Below are 13,838 nucleotides of genomic sequence, written 5' to 3' on the forward strand. Positions count from 1 at the left end.
CAACTCCCGCAACAAAATATTCAGCGTGAACGACACCAACACCGTGAACGGAATCGCCACCAACAACGTCGGCGCCAACGACACCCGCGCCACAAACCACGCCTGCTCCAAAAACTCCCGCCACTGAAACGGCTTCCGAAACACAAACCGCACAGCATCCGCCGACATCGCAAACAAGCCACCAATAGCCTGCATCGGACCCGACAGCCCGTTCAACGCAATGCCCGGCGACCAACGACTTGATGTGGGATTAGCCATGGGTGTCTTCAGAACCTCCAACGTCATCGTGTTCATCGCCCCAGCGTCATGGCACTAACCGGTCCAAAACTGGAACGTGTTTCAACGACGCCAACGCAGATTAGTGCACTTACCGCCCGCGCGGTAGCGAATCTCGGCAATCGAGATGTGTGACTGGTGGTGTGGCTGTTTCTCGCCAGCTATTCGAGACGACTCGGGTGCAAGTGTCTCGTTCAGGGTCCCGCGAGCCGTCGTCCTCGATTCCGGTCAGCGGGATCCACTTCGCACACCGATGATCACAGCCCACAATGTTGGGCGACTTCATCGCAGACCGAACAGGAGTAGATCCGCCATGGCGACCTTGCAGCGTTACACCGATCGTCGTGTGTTGATCACCGGCGGCGGGTCCGGCATCGGGCAGGCCTGTGTGCTGCGCATTCTCGACGAAGGCGGCCGGGTGGCGGCGGCCGACATCAGCGAGTCCGGACTCAAGGACACCCTGGCCAAAGCCGGCGACGCCGGCGATCGGCTGACCACGGTGGTCGTCGACGTCGGTTCCGAGGACTCGGTGAAATCAGCTGTGGGTGAGGCGATCTCCGCGCTCGGTGGTCTTGACACACTCGTCAATGTGGCAGGCATCCTGCGGTCGGACCACTTTCTGGACACCACGCTCGCCGCCTTCGAACAGGTGTTGCGGGTGAATCTCGTCGGCACCTTCCTGGTCACCCGCGAAGCTCTCCCGGCGCTCAAGGCCGGCACCGCCCCCGCCGTGGTGAACTTCAGCTCGACGTCGGCGACGTTCGCCCACCCCTATATGTCGGCGTACGCCGCGTCCAAAGGTGGCGTGCAGGCCATGACGCACGCATTGGCTGCCGAGTTCGCCAAGGACGGCATTCGGTTCAACTCGGTACAGCCGGGCTCGATCTCGTCGGGCATGACCGACGGCACCGGGGAGTCGAAGCAGAGCATCGGCCCCGGGCTGCCCGACGATGTCGACTACAGCCTGTTCGGCCGGGTCGCTCCCCTGGTGCCGTTGCCCAAGGGCGAGATCTTCGCCAAGCCCGATGCGGTCGCCAACGTCGTTGCGATGCTTGGCAGTCCGGATGCCTACTTCGTCTCGGGCACCGAGGTCCGGGTCGACGGCGGCGCCCACATGTGAGTCAGGCGTCGATTCCGGATGTGAGGATGGCGGCCAGTTCCCGGTAGGCCGCAGCGTCGTCGAGTCCGGTGGTGGACCGGACGATCCCCTGCTGAATGCGGACCATCATCGCTGCGGCCAGGTCCGCCGCGAATGCCGCGTGCACATCTCGAAACTCTTGCGTCGCAACGCCTTCGGCGATCAGCTCGCTGACCCGGCGGGCGGCGATCGCGGTGTTCTGCTCATAGACGGCCCGCGCGGGCGCAAACGCATCCAGGTCGGCCATGAAGCGGTCCGACGCGACTTCGAGCGCGGCGCCGACCGCGGCGAGGTAGGCGGTGATTCGCGCTCGTGCGTCGCCGGCCCGGGCAACCTCCTGCTCGACATCGTCGGTGGCCCGCCGGAAGAAGTGGACGGCGACGGCGTGCACCAACTGCTCCTTGCTGCCGGCAAGCGTGTAAAGCGTGCCCTTCGAACAACGCAGCCGGGCGGCGATGTCGTCGAGGGTGAGGTGCGCGAAGCCCTCGGCGAGAAAGAGCGCGAGAAGTGAGTCGAACAATTCGCCGCGGCGCCGGGTTCCGAAGCTCGACCGGTTGACCATCGCCGTAATAGTACTGATAGATGTAAGCCAGTACTGTTTTAAGTATCAATCGAGAGGTCCCGCCCATGCCCGTCGACCGACTACTCCCCAACCCGGACGCTGCGGATCTCATTGCGTTGACCCGCGACATCTGCTCTCGCGTGCTCAACCCGATCGTCGACGAGCACGAGCGGACCGAGACCTACCCCGATGGGGTTTTCGCCCAACTCGGCGCGGCCGGGCTACTGAGCCTGCCGCAACCGGAGGAATGGGGCGGCAGCGGCCAGCCCTATGAGGTCTACCTGCAGGTCCTCGAAGAGATAGCGGCGAGCTGGGCCGCGATCGCGGTGGCAGTCAGCGTGCACAGCCTGTCGTGTCACCCGCTGCTGGCGTTCGGCACCGATGAGCAGCGCGCCCGGTGGCTGCCCGGCATGTTGTCCGGTGAGCAGATCGGCGCATACAGCCTCTCGGAACCCCAGGCCGGGTCGGACGCCGCCGCCGTGCGGTGCAAAGCGGTATTTTCCGAGGCGGCGCCCGGGTACGTCATCACCGGCTCGAAGGCCTGGATCACCCACGGCGGGCGGGCCGATTTCTACAGCCTGTTCGCCCGTACCGGGGAAGGTTCGCGCGGCATCTCCTGCTTCCTGGTGCCTGCCGATCAGCCCGGGCTGAGCTTCGGCAAGCCCGAAGAGAAGATGGGTTTGTCCGCGGTTCCCACGACGTCGGCGTTCTACGACAACGCGGTCATCGATGCCGAGCGCCGCATCGGCGCCGAGGGCCAGGGTCTGCAGATCGCGTTCAGTGCACTGGACTCGGGCCGGCTCGGCATCGCGGCCGTCGCCGTCGGCATCGCCCAGGCGGCGCTCGACGACGCGTGCGCCTACGCCAACGAGCGGACCACGTTCGGCCGCAAGATCATCGACCATCAAGGGCTGGGCTTCCTGCTCGCTGACATGGCCGCCGCGGTGGCCAGCGCCCGGGCCACCTACCTGGACGCCGCGCGGCGCCGCGATGCCGGCCTGCCGTACTCGCAACAGGCCAGCGTGGCCAAGCTGGTGGCGACCGATGCCGCGATGAAGGTGACCACCGACGCCGTCCAGGTGCTCGGCGGCGTCGGCTACACCCGCGACTACCGGGCTGAGCGCTACATGCGCGAAGCGAAGATCACCCAGATCTTCGAAGGAACCAACCAAATCCAGCGCCTGGTTATCGCACGGGGGCTCACGACGGCCTGAGCCGGGTTACGATCCGTCCCAGCGGGGACCCTCAGCCACCTGGGCCCGCGCCGAAAGCCGTGCCCCAAACCGGGTCGCGACGAGCGAATCCATCGAAGAATTCATATTTCGTTGCGGAATCGGTTGCGAAGAGCACGCAAATCCGCAATCGTTTAGGGGCGGAGTCGACGGGTCATGTCTCGCCGGCCCGCGGGATGAAGGAGGACGGGCCCTGACCGACACCGGCGCCACCGCCACCCAGCAGACCCCCGGACACACCGGACCACGACGCGCCAGCGGCGCACCGGTCATCGAGATCGACCACGTCGTCAAACGTTTCGAGGATTACGTCGCCGTCGCCGATGCCGACTTCTCGATCGGCGCAGGCGAGTTCTTCTCCATGCTCGGCCCGTCGGGCTGCGGAAAGACCACCACCCTGCGGATGATCGCCGGGTTCGAACAGCCCACCGAGGGCGCGATTCGACTCGAGGGTGTCGACGTGTCCCGGGTGCCTCCGCACAAGCGCAACGTGAACACCGTCTTCCAGCACTACGCGCTGTTCCCCCACATGACGGTGTGGGACAACGTCGCCTACGGGCCGCGTAGTCAGAAGAAAGACAAGGCCACCGTCAAGAAGAGCGTCGACGAGCTGCTCGAGGTCGTCCGGCTGACCGACTTCGCCGAGCGCAAGCCCGCCCAGCTCTCCGGCGGCCAGCAACAGCGCGTCGCACTCGCCCGCGCACTGGTCAACTACCCCAGCGCCCTGCTGCTCGACGAACCGCTCGGCGCCCTGGACCTCAAACTGCGTCACGTCATGCAGTTCGAACTCAAGCGCATCCAGCGCGAGGTCGGCATCACATTCGTCTACGTGACCCACGACCAAGAGGAAGCGCTCACGATGAGCGACCGAATCGCGGTCATGAACCAGGGCAACGTCGAGCAGATCGGCACCCCGAACGACATCTACGACCGTCCCGCCACCGTGTTCGTCGCCGGCTTCATCGGCCAGGCCAACCTCTGGCACGGCCGGCAGACCGGCCGGGTCAACCGCGACTTCGTCGAAGTTGAGGTGCTGGGCACCAAACTCAAGGCCCGACCCGGTGACACCACCATCGAACCCGGCGGCCAGGCCACCCTGATGGTCCGGCCCGAACGCGTTCGGGTGTCGATGGACCAGCCCACCGGCGATGTGGCCTCCGTCAGCGCCAAGGTCGTCGACTTGACCTTCCAGGGACCGGTGCTGCGGCTGTCGCTGGCCGGCGCGGACGGTGCCCCGATTCTGGCTCACGTCGGGACCGACCAGGATCTGCCCATGTTGCGTCCCGGCGACGACGTGTTCGTGGCCTGGGCCCCCGACGCATCTCTGGTCCTGCCCGCCGCCGACATCCCCACCACCGAAGACCTCGAAGACATGCTCGACGACTCCTAGACCGCATCGACGCCGCTACCGCCGCTCCTCCTCCGACCTTCCCCCTTACGAAAGGCATTACGGCACATGGCCACAGAGAATGACTCCCGGATCTTTGCCTCGAACGCGTCCCGGCGCCGGTTCATCGGTGGTGGCGCCGCCGCCGCAGCCGCACTGGTCCTCGGACCGTCCTTCCTCGCGGCGTGCGGTAAGTCGGACAACAAGAGCAGCTCCAGTGGCCCGGCCACCCCGACCGATGACGGCTCGCCGGCCACCGGAAAGCTCCGCATCTCGAACTGGCCGCTGTACATGGCCGACGGATTCGTCGCGGCGTTCCAGACCGCGACCGGAATCACCGTCGACTACAAAGAGGACTACAACGACAACGAAGAGTGGTTCGCCAAGAACAAGGAGCCGCTGTCGCGTAAGCAGGACATCGGCGCCGACCTGGTGGTGCCCACCCAGTTCATGGCGGCCCGGCTCAACGGGCTGGGCTGGCTCAACGGGATCAGCGAAAGCCGTTGGACCAACAAGAAGAACATGCGTGAGGACCTGCTCAACGCCAAGGCCGACCCGGGCCGTAAGTTCAGCGCGCCCTACATGTCCGGCATGACGGCGCTGGCCTACAACCGGGCTGCCACCGGTCGCGACATCACCAAGATCGACGACCTGTGGGATCCCGCGTTCAAGGGCAAGATCAGCCTGCTCGCCGACACCCAGGACGGGCTCGGCATGATCATGCTGTCGCAGGGCAACTCGGTGGAGAACCCGACCAGCGACGGCGTGAACAAGGCGGTCGCTCTGATCAAGCAGCAGAAGGACGCCGGCCAGATCCGCAGATTCACCGGCAACGACTACGCCGACGACCTGGCGTCCGGCAATGTCGTTATCGCTCAAGCGTATTCGGGCGATGTGGTGCAGCTGCAGAAGGACAACCCGGATCTGAAGTTCGTGGTACCCGAGACCGGTGGCACCACGTTCGTCGACACCATGGTCATCCCCTACACCACGCAGAATCAGAAGGCCGCCGAGGCGTGGATCAACTATGTCTACGACCGGGCCAACTACGCCAAGCTGATCGCGCACACCCAATACGTGCCGGTGCTGTCGGACATGACCGACGAGCTCAACAAGATCGATCCCGGCCTGGCCGCGAACCCGTTGATCAACCCGCCGAAGGAGACCCTCGACAAGTTGAAGACGTGGGCTGCGCTCACCGATCAACAGACCCAGGAGTTCAACACCGCTTACGCCGCCGTCACCGGCGCCTGATCTGATGGCCGGTGTAGCCACCAGTAACCGGCAGCGGAGCAAACTCGCTCCGTACTTGATGATCCTGCCCGCGCTGGCCTATCTCGTCGTCTTCTATGTGGTGCCGTTCGTCTCGCTGTTCCGGACATCGCTGTCGAAGATGGAAGGCTCGGTGTACCTGCCGACGCTGACCTTCGCCTGGGACCTGGGCAACTACGGCGACGCATTCACCTTGTACCGCGACCAGATCCTGCGGTCGTTCGGCTACGCGCTGGCCGCCACGGTGTTGTGCGCGTTGTTGGCCTTCCCGCTGGCCTACGTCATCGCCTTCAAGGCGGGCCGGTACAAGAACCTGTTGCTGGGCCTGGTGATCCTGCCGTTCTTCGTGACGTTCCTGATCCGGACGCTGGCGTGGAAGACCATCCTGGCCGACGACGGCTGGGTGGTCAGTGCACTCGCCACGCTGCATCTGCTGCCCCCGGAAGGGCGGTTGCTGTCGACGAGTTGGGCGGTGATCGGAGGCCTGACCTACAACTGGATCATCTTCATGATCCTGCCGCTGTACGTGAGCCTGGAGAAGATCGACGCCCGCCTGCTGGAGGCGTCGCGCGATCTCTATGCCACCAACCGCAGGATGTTCGGCAAGGTGATCCTGCCGCTGGCGACGCCCGGCGTGCTGGCCGGCAGCATGTTGGTGTTCATTCCGGCGGTCGGCGACTTCATCAATGCCGATTACCTCGGTAGCACCCAGAACACCATGATCGGCAACGTCATTCAGAAGCAGTTCCTGGTGGTCAAGGACTATCCGGCCGCCGCCGCCCTGAGCTTCGTGCTGATGGCGCTGATCTTGGTCGGTGTGCTGCTGTACACCCGGGCCCTGGGTACGGAGGATCTGGTATGACGTCCCAGCGAGAAGCGAAGCGGGGTCGCGCATGACTTCCCAGCGAGAAGCGAAGCGGGATCGCGCATGACAACAGAAGCCGGGTTGGCCATCGCGCAGACGGTGGATCACGGTGGGCTTGCCAAGCCCGGCCGCAATTTCCGCGGCTCGTTCAAGATCGGCGATGTGGCACTGCGGATCGTCGCCGGGCTGGTGCTGTTCTACCTGTTCCTGCCGATCCTGGTGATCATCGTATTCTCGTTCAACGATCCGGCCGGGAAGTTCAACTACACCTGGCAGGGCTTCACGCTCGACAACTGGGCCCATCCGTTCAAGTACCCGGCCCTGACCGACGCGCTCAAGCTGAGCCTGGAGGTCGCCGCCGTGTCGACGGCGATCGCCACCGTGCTCGGCACCCTGGTCGCGGTCGCACTGGTCCGGCAACGGTTTCGCGGACGCACCGCGGTGGACACCTTTCTGATCCTGCCGCTGACCTCGCCCGAGGTCGTGATGGGTGCCTCGTTGCTGACCCTGTTCCTGGATCTGAACTGGCCCACCGGCTTCACGACAATCCTGATCGCCCACGTGGCGTTCGAGATCAGCTTCATCGCGATGACGATCCGGGCCCGCATCCGCGGGTTCGACTGGACGCTGGAGGACGCCTCGCTGGACTTGGGAGCCAGTCCGCTGCGCACCTTCTTCAGGGTGACACTGCCGCTGATCGTGCCGGGTATCGTGGCGGCCGCCATGTTGTCGTTCGCGCTGTCGCTGGACGACTTCATCATCACCTACTTCGTCAGTGGCTCAACGGTGACCTATCCGCTCTATGTCAATGCGGCGACGAAAGCGGCTGTGCCACCGCAGATCAACGTGCTCGCCACCGCGATCTTGGTGATCAGCCTCGTCCTGCTGGCCGCGGGAACGCTGTACCGGCGCAAACGCGACACCTGAGTTCCGACACGCGAACCGACCGGTTCGGTCCGCTAGTCAGCACGGGTACGGCATCCTTGGCGGGTGAGCGTCGACGCGATACTGGAATCCATCCCACCGCTGGCGGTGTACCTGGTCGTCGGTCTGATCATCGGGCTGGAAAGCCTCGGCATCCCCTTGCCGGGCGAAATCGCCTTGGTGAGCGCGGCCCTGCTGGCGAGCCGGCACACCCTCGACATCAGTCCGTTGTGGGTGGGTGCCGCCGCCACGATCGGCGCCATCATCGGTGACTCGATCGGCTACACGATCGGCCGTCGGTTCGGGATGGGGTTGTTCGAGCGGCTCGGTAAGCGCTTCCCGAACCACTTCGGTCCCGGGCATGTGGCGCTGGCCAAGCAGCTGTTCACCCGATGGGGTGTGTGGGCGGTGTTCTTCGGCCGATTCATCGCGCTGTTGCGGATCCTGGCCGGCCCGCTGGCGGGCGCCTTGCACATGCACTACGGCCGCTTCCTCGCCGCCAACGCCTCCGGCGCCGTCTGCTGGGCGGGCGGCACCACCGCGGTGGTCTACTACCTCGGTCTGGCCGCCGAGAAGTGGCTGGCGCGGTTCTCCTGGGTTGCGCTGGTCGTCGCGATCGTCGCAGGCGTCGGGCTGACCCTGCTACTGCGGGAGCGCACCCGCAATCTGATCGCCCAACTCGAATCCGAGCATGATTGGGAGACCCTGCGCAAGCGCGAGTGATGTGAGGCAACTGCCCCATGCCCGAAGTCGATGTGGGAGGCGAGCATTGGCCGATGACCACACCTCAGAGCGCATTGCGAGCCGTCGCAGATCGTCCGAGTCTGCCGGCCGGCACCGACGACCGGGTCAGGGGCTTCGGCATCATGGGCCTGCCGTTTGCCACCGGGCACTATCTGGCATACCGGGATTTCAGCGCATCCTCGTTCTCCCCCGCCTACCGATCGGTGTGGCATCGCGACCCAGACGGTCGATGGACCTTCTACGCCACCACACCCGCCGAGCAGAGCTGTTCGCGCTATTTCAGTTCAGCCACAACGGTTCCCGCCGTGCAATGCGACATCACGATGTCCTGGACCGACCCCTGGTCCCTGGACATCGCCATCCCCGGGCTACTGCGGTGGTCCGTCGACATGCGCAGCACGCCGATCACCCACGCCGTCAGCCGACTCGGCCACGCCATGCCCGAACGGGCCTGGACCAGTGTCCCGGTACTCGAAGCCATGGGGCGGATCGCCGGCCCGCTGTTGCGGACCGGCGGAATGCGGTTGGCCGGCTCCGCCCCTAACGGTCAGGCGTTCCGCGTGGCGCCGCGCCAGATCTGGGCGGTCCGTCGCTCGCGGGCTGTGTTCGACGGCGTCAGCCTCGGCGCGGTCGCCCCGCTGGCCACCCAGAGCAGACTTGCCGATTTCCGGCTCCCGCAGCGCGGCCTGTGCGTGATCGGCACCGCCCGCTTCGACAGTTTCGACCCACGGCGCCACACCCCAGCGTGTTAGGGAGCACAATCGAGGTCGTGGCTGCGCCGAGGACGCCCACCGGGCCGCCGTCGCGGGGGCCGAGCCGGGCCGAGATGCTGGCCGCTCTGTCGGTCGCGATCGACCTCGGCCTCGGGCAGCCTGCCGAACACATGCTGCGGGCCGCGCTGATCGGAACCCGCATCGCCGACCGGCTCGGCCTCGAGCGGCAGCAACGCGATTGCGTGTACTACAGCACTCTGGTGATGTGGATCGGCTGTCACGCCGACTCCCACGAGTTCGCAGGCTGGTTCGGTGACGACATCGCGGTGCGCCGCGACGCCTACCACGTCGACTGGGCGGGGCTGCCCTACTACCGGTTCCTGGCCGCCAATATCGGCCGGGGGGAACCGATCACGCAGCGGCTGACCTCGATCGCGACGTTGTTTCTCAACGCCCGGGGCAACATGTCGGCGATGATTCACTCGCACTGCACGTCGGCGGCACTGCTCGCCGACCGCATGGGCCTGGGTGCCGGCGTGCAGAACGCTCTCGAGTTCAGCTTCGAACGCTTCGACGGCAGCGGCCTGCCCAGCGGCACCGGTGGCGAGGACATCCCGATCGAGATGCGGGTGGCCCAGCTCGCCGACACGGCCGAAGTGCACCATCGGACAGGCGGGGTGAGCGCCGCCGTGGACATGGCCGCGCAACGCCGTGGCAAGCAGTTCGACCCCGATGTGGTGGACGTCTTCACCGCATACGCCGCCGAGATTCTGGCCGGCCCGCCCGCAGGCGGGGTCTGGGACGCCGCCCTGTCGTGCGCGCCGGATCGCCACGAAACGCTGCAACCGCAGTCCCTCGACGAGCTGCTGGTCGCGCTCGGCGATTTCGTGGATCTGAAATGTCCGTTCACACTTGGCCATTCGCGTGCCGTCGCGCAGCTCGCCGGTGACGCCGCCGAGGCGATCGGCTTGGGCGCCGACACCGTGACACGTGTCCGCCGCGCCGGTCACGTCCACGATCTCGGCCGCATCGGCGTCTCCAACCAGGTCTGGTCCAAGCCCGCCGGGCTCTCGGCGGCCGAGTTCGAACGGATGCGACTGCACCCCTACCTCACCACCCGTATTCTGAGTCGGATCAACGGGCTCGAATCGGTCGCGCAGATCGCCGGAAACCACCACGAGAACATCAACGGGTCCGGTTATCCGCGCAGCCTGCCGGGCTCCGCACTCGGCATGCCAGACCGGGTGCTCGCCGCTGCAGTCGCCTACCAATCAGCTTTGGAGCCAAGGCCTTATCGCGCCGCGCTCAGTCCCGCTGCGGCCGCTCGACGGGTCCGGGACCGGATCCGTGACGGTGAACTCGACGATGTCGCGGCCGAGGCCGTCCTACAGGCGGGCGGGCACCAGAGCCGACGTTCCGCGACGCGGCCCGACGGCCTGACTCCCCGGGAGATCGAGGTGCTGCGCCTGGTGGCTCGTGGTGCCTCCAACAAAGAGATCGCTGCCGCGCTGGTGATCAGCGAGAAGACGGCCCGCAACCACGTCGAACGGACCTACGCCAAGATCGGGGTGTCGAACCGGATCGGTGCGAGCATGTACGCGCTGCGCCACGGCCTGACGGAACCATCGGGCTGACCGGACAGTTGGGGCGAATGCCCCATGATGGCGGCGGTCGCCGGGACGAGCATCATGGCTATGACACACATTCCAGCGTCCGCGCGAGAGCGGATCCGCCGCATCCTGATTGCGGGCTACGGGGTGGCGAGTTACCTCGTCTTCCTCGTCGCCTTCTGTTACGCCGTCGTCTTCGTCGGCGGAATCGTTGTGCCGCGCACGGTCGACCATGGCATCGACGGCACCCCGTGGGACCTGGCGCTCGTGATCAACACGGCGCTGCTGGGGCTGTTCGCCGTCCAGCACAGTGTGATGGCCAGACCGGCCTTCAAACGGTGGTGGACCCGCTTCGTGCCGCACGAGATGGAACGCAGCACGTACGTTCTGCTGGCCAGTCTTGTTCTGCTGCTGCTGTATTGGCAATGGCGGACCATGCCCGGGATGATCTGGCAGGTGGACCAGCCGGCGATCCGGGTGCTGCTGTGGACGCTGTTCGCGGCGGGGTGGACCACCGTCCTGGCCGCGACCTTCATGATCGACCACTTCGAGCTGTTCGGGTTGCGCCAGGTGTTCGCGGCCTGGCGCGGTTCGTCGCCCCGCCGGACGGGATTCCGGGCCACCTTGCTGTACCGGCTGGTGCGTCACCCCCTGATGCTGGGATTCCTGATCGCCTTCTGGGCGACTCCGGTGATGACCGTGGGTCATCTCGTGTTCGCGATCGGTACGACCGGCTACATCCTGATGGCCCTGCAGCTCGAGGAGCGCGATCTGATCGCCGAGCTCGGTGACAGCTACCGGGACTACCGCAAGCAGGTGCCGATGCTGGTGCCCGGTGTGCGGTCGCGGTCCTGCCCGGTGACCGGCGCGGCGCCGGACGGTTTTTCCCGCGCTTCGCGGGGGTAACCCAAATTTCGTGGCTGACAATGCAATGCACGGTGCTGCGCGAGCAGCCACTGGCAGCAGGCCCTTCGAACTCGCGGCCAGGGGTGGTTACGCGATCAGTGGCGTGTTGCATCTGGTGATCGCCTACATCATCGTGCACCTGGTTTTCGGCATGGCGGGAAACGCCGATCAGTCGGGTGCGATGGCGACGCTGGCCGCCCAGCCGGGTGGCGCGGTCGCGCTGTGGCTCGCCGCGGGCGGCCTGGTTGCGCTGGCGCTGTGGCGGGTGGCCGAGGCGATCCTCGGCTCCCACCCCACCGAGCCGGGTCGCGAACATGACGGTGCCTCCGACGCGTTCGACCGGATCAAGTCCGCGGCGCTGGCCGTCCTCTATGTCGGCATCGCACTGGCCGCTGCGCGATTCGCCAGTGGCGGCGGCCGGTCGAGCAGGGAGCAGAACACCGGCCTGACCGCGCGGCTGCTCCAAACAGGTTGGGGTAAAGGCATTCTGCTCATCGCCGCGGTCGTGATCATTTGCATCGGCGGCTATCACGTCTATAAGGGCCTTTCGACGAAGTTCGAGGAGGACCTCACCGTCACCGGGGGTGGCCCGCTGATCACTCCGCTCGGCATCGCCGGATACACCGCCAAGGGCGTCGTGCTGGGCGGTGCCGGGGTGCTGCTGGTGGTTGCCACCGTGACCGCCGACCCGGCCAAGGGCGCCGGCCTGGACGCCGCGGTCAAGAGTCTGGGCCAGGCCCCGTTCGGCAAGGTGCTGCTCATTGCGGCGGCGGCCGGCTTCGCCGCCTACGGCGCGTACTGCTTCGTCATGTCTCGCTTCGCGCGGATGTAGCGCAAGCGCCCGCTACTCGGCGAAATATCGAAGCCGCGTGATCGACCCACCGGCGGTGCCCAATTCGGCGATCAGCACGCCGGTTCGCGGCCCGCGCAACGACGCCGTCACCGACGAGCCCGCGGCGATGGTCTTCGTCCACGATGCCCCGGCCAGCTCGTCGACGAACGCACCGAACTTCATCGGGTTCTGCTCACCGCGGGTGATCAGCGCTCCGGAGCCCAGGGCGCGCCAGGCCCGCAACTGATCTCCGGCCGTCACCGCGTCGAGGAAGCCGCGCACCGTTCGCTTGCCCCGGAACCGGGCGCCCCGGAACCCGGAGGCGAACCCCAGCGTCCCCCGCCACCGCTGATTGCGGATCAGAGCGCGGCTCAGCTCCACCGCCTGTGGAGCCGCCGCCGCCCCGTTGCGGGCGAACTGCACCACCATCGCAGGCAGTTCCCAATAGGCGCGCAACCGCTCGATGCGCCACTCATCGGTGACCTCCCGCAGGTCGTAACGCAGCACCGCCGGGATGTGCATCGTCACAGAAGGACCCATCCCCACATCGAGGACGACATCGCGGATGACGGTGGTGTCCGACACGATGTCGCCCTCGTGCCGGAAAACGATCCGCCGCGGCGCGATGAAGGTGTCGTAGAACCGGCCGATCTGCAGCGGGCCGATGTGCGGCCGCGATCCGACGGGGTCCTCGACCCGGCCGTCATCGGTGAACAATCCGACCCAGCCGGCACGGTCATGATCGGCCGCCATCAGCGGGGAGCGGTCGACCACGTCGATGAGTGTCGATCGGGGCGCGGCCATCACGCGGTGTGGACCAGTTCGATCCCGCGACCGCGCATCTCGTCCAACGCGTCGGCGGTCGACCCGGGCGCGACACCGGCCGTGAGGTCAACCAGCACACGGGTTTTGAAGCCGGCACGGGTCGCATCGGCAGCACTTTGGCGCACGCAGTAGTCGGTGGCGATCCCGGCGATGTCGACTTCGTCGACCCCGCGGGTACGCAGCCAGTCGGCCAGCGAGGTGTGGTCGACGTGGCCTTCGAAGCCGCTGTAGGCCGCGGTGTGCGCGCCCTTGTGGAACACCGCCTCGATCGGGGTGGTGTCCAGTTCGGGATGGAAATCGGCCCCGGATGTCCCGGCCACACAGTGCGCGGGCCACGAATCCTTGAAGTCGGGGTGGTCGGCGAAATGCGCACCGGGATCCACGTGATAGTCCTTCGTGGCCACCACGTGGTCGTAGCCGTGGTCACGCGCCAGCAGCGCGCTGATCCCGCGCACCACGTCGCCGGCCCCGGCGACGGCCAGCGATCCACCCTCGCAGAAATCGTTCTGCACGTCGACGATGATCAACGCCCGCATCAGCCCACCGTATCGG

15 protein-coding genes and 1 pseudogene are annotated in these 13,838 nt (G+C 66.4%); 11 read left to right on the forward strand and 5 right to left on the reverse strand.

Going from position 1 to position 13,838, the window contains the following annotated elements:
• Positions 1 to 258 (reverse strand): annotated as a pseudogene (locus AB4879_RS04530) (ABC transporter permease); the annotation flags it as partial.
• A gap of 331 nt (positions 259 to 589) precedes the next feature.
• Between AB4879_RS04530 and AB4879_RS04535 the strand changes: the two are divergent.
• Complete coding sequence (locus AB4879_RS04535; RefSeq protein WP_370506638.1) at positions 590 to 1,396, forward strand: SDR family NAD(P)-dependent oxidoreductase; 807 nt, start codon at positions 590 to 592, stop codon at positions 1,394 to 1,396.
• A gap of 1 nt (position 1,397) precedes the next feature.
• On the opposite strand, the gene AB4879_RS04540 is transcribed toward AB4879_RS04535, so the two are convergent.
• Positions 1,398 to 1,976 (reverse strand): TetR/AcrR family transcriptional regulator, encoded by a 579-nt coding sequence (locus AB4879_RS04540; protein ID WP_102810348.1) that lies wholly within the window; start codon positions 1,974 to 1,976, stop codon positions 1,398 to 1,400.
• Positions 1,977 to 2,041: 65 nt separating this feature from the next.
• On the opposite strand from AB4879_RS04540, the gene AB4879_RS04545 reads away from it, so the two are divergent.
• The gene (locus AB4879_RS04545; RefSeq protein ID WP_102810347.1) at positions 2,042 to 3,190 is read left to right on the forward strand and encodes an acyl-CoA dehydrogenase family protein; all 1,149 of its coding nucleotides are present in this window, start codon (positions 2,042 to 2,044) and stop codon (positions 3,188 to 3,190) included.
• 172 nt (positions 3,191 to 3,362) lie between these two features.
• Here the strand turns inward: AB4879_RS04545 and AB4879_RS04550 are convergent, their stop codons facing one another.
• Positions 3,363 to 3,494: a hypothetical protein gene (locus tag AB4879_RS04550; RefSeq protein WP_286198897.1), complete on the reverse strand. Its 132-nt coding sequence runs from the start codon at positions 3,492 to 3,494 to the stop codon at positions 3,363 to 3,365.
• On the opposite strand from AB4879_RS04550, the gene AB4879_RS04555 reads away from it, so the two are divergent.
• The 9 genes from AB4879_RS04555 to AB4879_RS04595 all read left to right on the forward strand — a co-directional run bounded on the left by AB4879_RS04555 (position 3,480) and on the right by AB4879_RS04595 (position 12,461).
• Positions 3,480 to 4,598, forward strand: coding sequence for an ABC transporter ATP-binding protein (locus AB4879_RS04555; RefSeq protein WP_370506920.1), 1,119 nt, complete (start codon positions 3,480 to 3,482; stop codon positions 4,596 to 4,598). The genes AB4879_RS04550 and AB4879_RS04555 overlap by 15 nt on opposite strands.
• A gap of 66 nt (positions 4,599 to 4,664) precedes the next feature.
• Positions 4,665 to 5,849, forward strand: coding sequence for a spermidine/putrescine ABC transporter substrate-binding protein (locus tag AB4879_RS04560; protein ID WP_102810345.1), 1,185 nt, complete (start codon positions 4,665 to 4,667; stop codon positions 5,847 to 5,849).
• A 4-nt stretch (positions 5,850 to 5,853) separates the two neighbouring features.
• Positions 5,854 to 6,729, forward strand: a complete 876-nt coding sequence (locus AB4879_RS04565) for an ABC transporter permease (RefSeq protein WP_370506639.1) — start codon at positions 5,854 to 5,856, stop codon at positions 6,727 to 6,729.
• Positions 6,730 to 6,795: 66 nt separating this feature from the next.
• Entirely contained in the window at positions 6,796 to 7,659 is an 864-nt protein-coding gene (locus tag AB4879_RS04570) for an ABC transporter permease (protein ID WP_370506640.1), read from the forward strand.
• Between the two features lie 63 nt (positions 7,660 to 7,722).
• Entirely contained in the window at positions 7,723 to 8,379 is a 657-nt protein-coding gene (locus AB4879_RS04575; protein WP_370506641.1) for a DedA family protein, read from the forward strand.
• Positions 8,380 to 8,432: 53 nt separating this feature from the next.
• Positions 8,433 to 9,152 (forward strand): hypothetical protein, encoded by a 720-nt coding sequence (locus tag AB4879_RS04580; RefSeq protein WP_370506642.1) that lies wholly within the window; start codon positions 8,433 to 8,435, stop codon positions 9,150 to 9,152.
• A gap of 74 nt (positions 9,153 to 9,226) precedes the next feature.
• Positions 9,227 to 10,747 (forward strand): HD domain-containing phosphohydrolase, encoded by a 1,521-nt coding sequence (locus tag AB4879_RS04585; protein ID WP_370506921.1) that lies wholly within the window; start codon positions 9,227 to 9,229, stop codon positions 10,745 to 10,747.
• A gap of 93 nt (positions 10,748 to 10,840) precedes the next feature.
• Complete coding sequence (mddA, locus tag AB4879_RS04590) at positions 10,841 to 11,629, forward strand: methanethiol S-methyltransferase (RefSeq protein WP_370506922.1); 789 nt, start codon at positions 10,841 to 10,843, stop codon at positions 11,627 to 11,629.
• A gap of 10 nt (positions 11,630 to 11,639) precedes the next feature.
• Positions 11,640 to 12,461 carry a DUF1206 domain-containing protein gene (locus tag AB4879_RS04595; protein ID WP_370506643.1) on the forward strand — a complete coding sequence of 274 codons (822 nt, stop codon included), beginning with the start codon at positions 11,640 to 11,642 and terminating at the stop codon, positions 12,459 to 12,461.
• Between the two features lie 12 nt (positions 12,462 to 12,473).
• On the opposite strand, the gene AB4879_RS04600 is transcribed toward AB4879_RS04595, so the two are convergent.
• Both AB4879_RS04600 and AB4879_RS04605 read right to left on the reverse strand, forming a co-directional pair.
• Positions 12,474 to 13,265 carry a ketosteroid isomerase family protein gene (locus tag AB4879_RS04600; RefSeq protein WP_102807745.1) on the reverse strand — a complete coding sequence of 264 codons (792 nt, stop codon included), beginning with the start codon at positions 13,263 to 13,265 and terminating at the stop codon, positions 12,474 to 12,476.
• On the reverse strand, positions 13,265 to 13,822 hold the full coding sequence (locus AB4879_RS04605; protein WP_370506644.1) for a nicotinamidase: 558 nt from the start codon (positions 13,820 to 13,822) through the stop codon (positions 13,265 to 13,267). Before AB4879_RS04605 ends, AB4879_RS04600 begins: the two co-directional genes overlap by 1 nt.
• Positions 13,823 to 13,838 lie beyond the last annotated feature (16 nt).

Source organism: Mycobacterium sp. SA01 (assembly GCF_041287105.1).
Classification (GTDB): domain Bacteria; phylum Actinomycetota; class Actinomycetes; order Mycobacteriales; family Mycobacteriaceae; genus Mycobacterium.

Bases quoted from the DNA above. Each gene is read 5' to 3' on its own strand.
- AB4879_RS04570 (WP_370506640.1), top strand. From the start codon at position 6,796: ATGACAACAGAAGCCGGGTTGGCCATCGCGCAGACGGTGGATCACGGT.
- AB4879_RS04565 (WP_370506639.1), top strand. From the start codon at position 5,854: ATGGCCGGTGTAGCCACCAGTAACCGGCAGCGGAGCAAACTCGCTCCG.
- AB4879_RS04600 (WP_102807745.1), bottom strand. From the start codon at position 13,265: ATGGCCGCGCCCCGATCGACACTCATCGACGTGGTCGACCGCTCCCCG.
- AB4879_RS04560 (WP_102810345.1), top strand. From the start codon at position 4,665: ATGGCCACAGAGAATGACTCCCGGATCTTTGCCTCGAACGCGTCCCGG.
- AB4879_RS04545 (WP_102810347.1), top strand. From the start codon at position 2,042: ATGCCCGTCGACCGACTACTCCCCAACCCGGACGCTGCGGATCTCATT.
- AB4879_RS04580 (WP_370506642.1), top strand. From the start codon at position 8,433: ATGACCACACCTCAGAGCGCATTGCGAGCCGTCGCAGATCGTCCGAGT.
- AB4879_RS04535 (WP_370506638.1), top strand. From the start codon at position 590: ATGGCGACCTTGCAGCGTTACACCGATCGTCGTGTGTTGATCACCGGC.
- AB4879_RS04540 (WP_102810348.1), bottom strand. From the start codon at position 1,976: ATGGTCAACCGGTCGAGCTTCGGAACCCGGCGCCGCGGCGAATTGTTC.
- AB4879_RS04605 (WP_370506644.1), bottom strand. From the start codon at position 13,822: ATGCGGGCGTTGATCATCGTCGACGTGCAGAACGATTTCTGCGAGGGT.
- AB4879_RS04585 (WP_370506921.1), top strand. From the start codon at position 9,227: ATGCTGGCCGCTCTGTCGGTCGCGATCGACCTCGGCCTCGGGCAGCCT.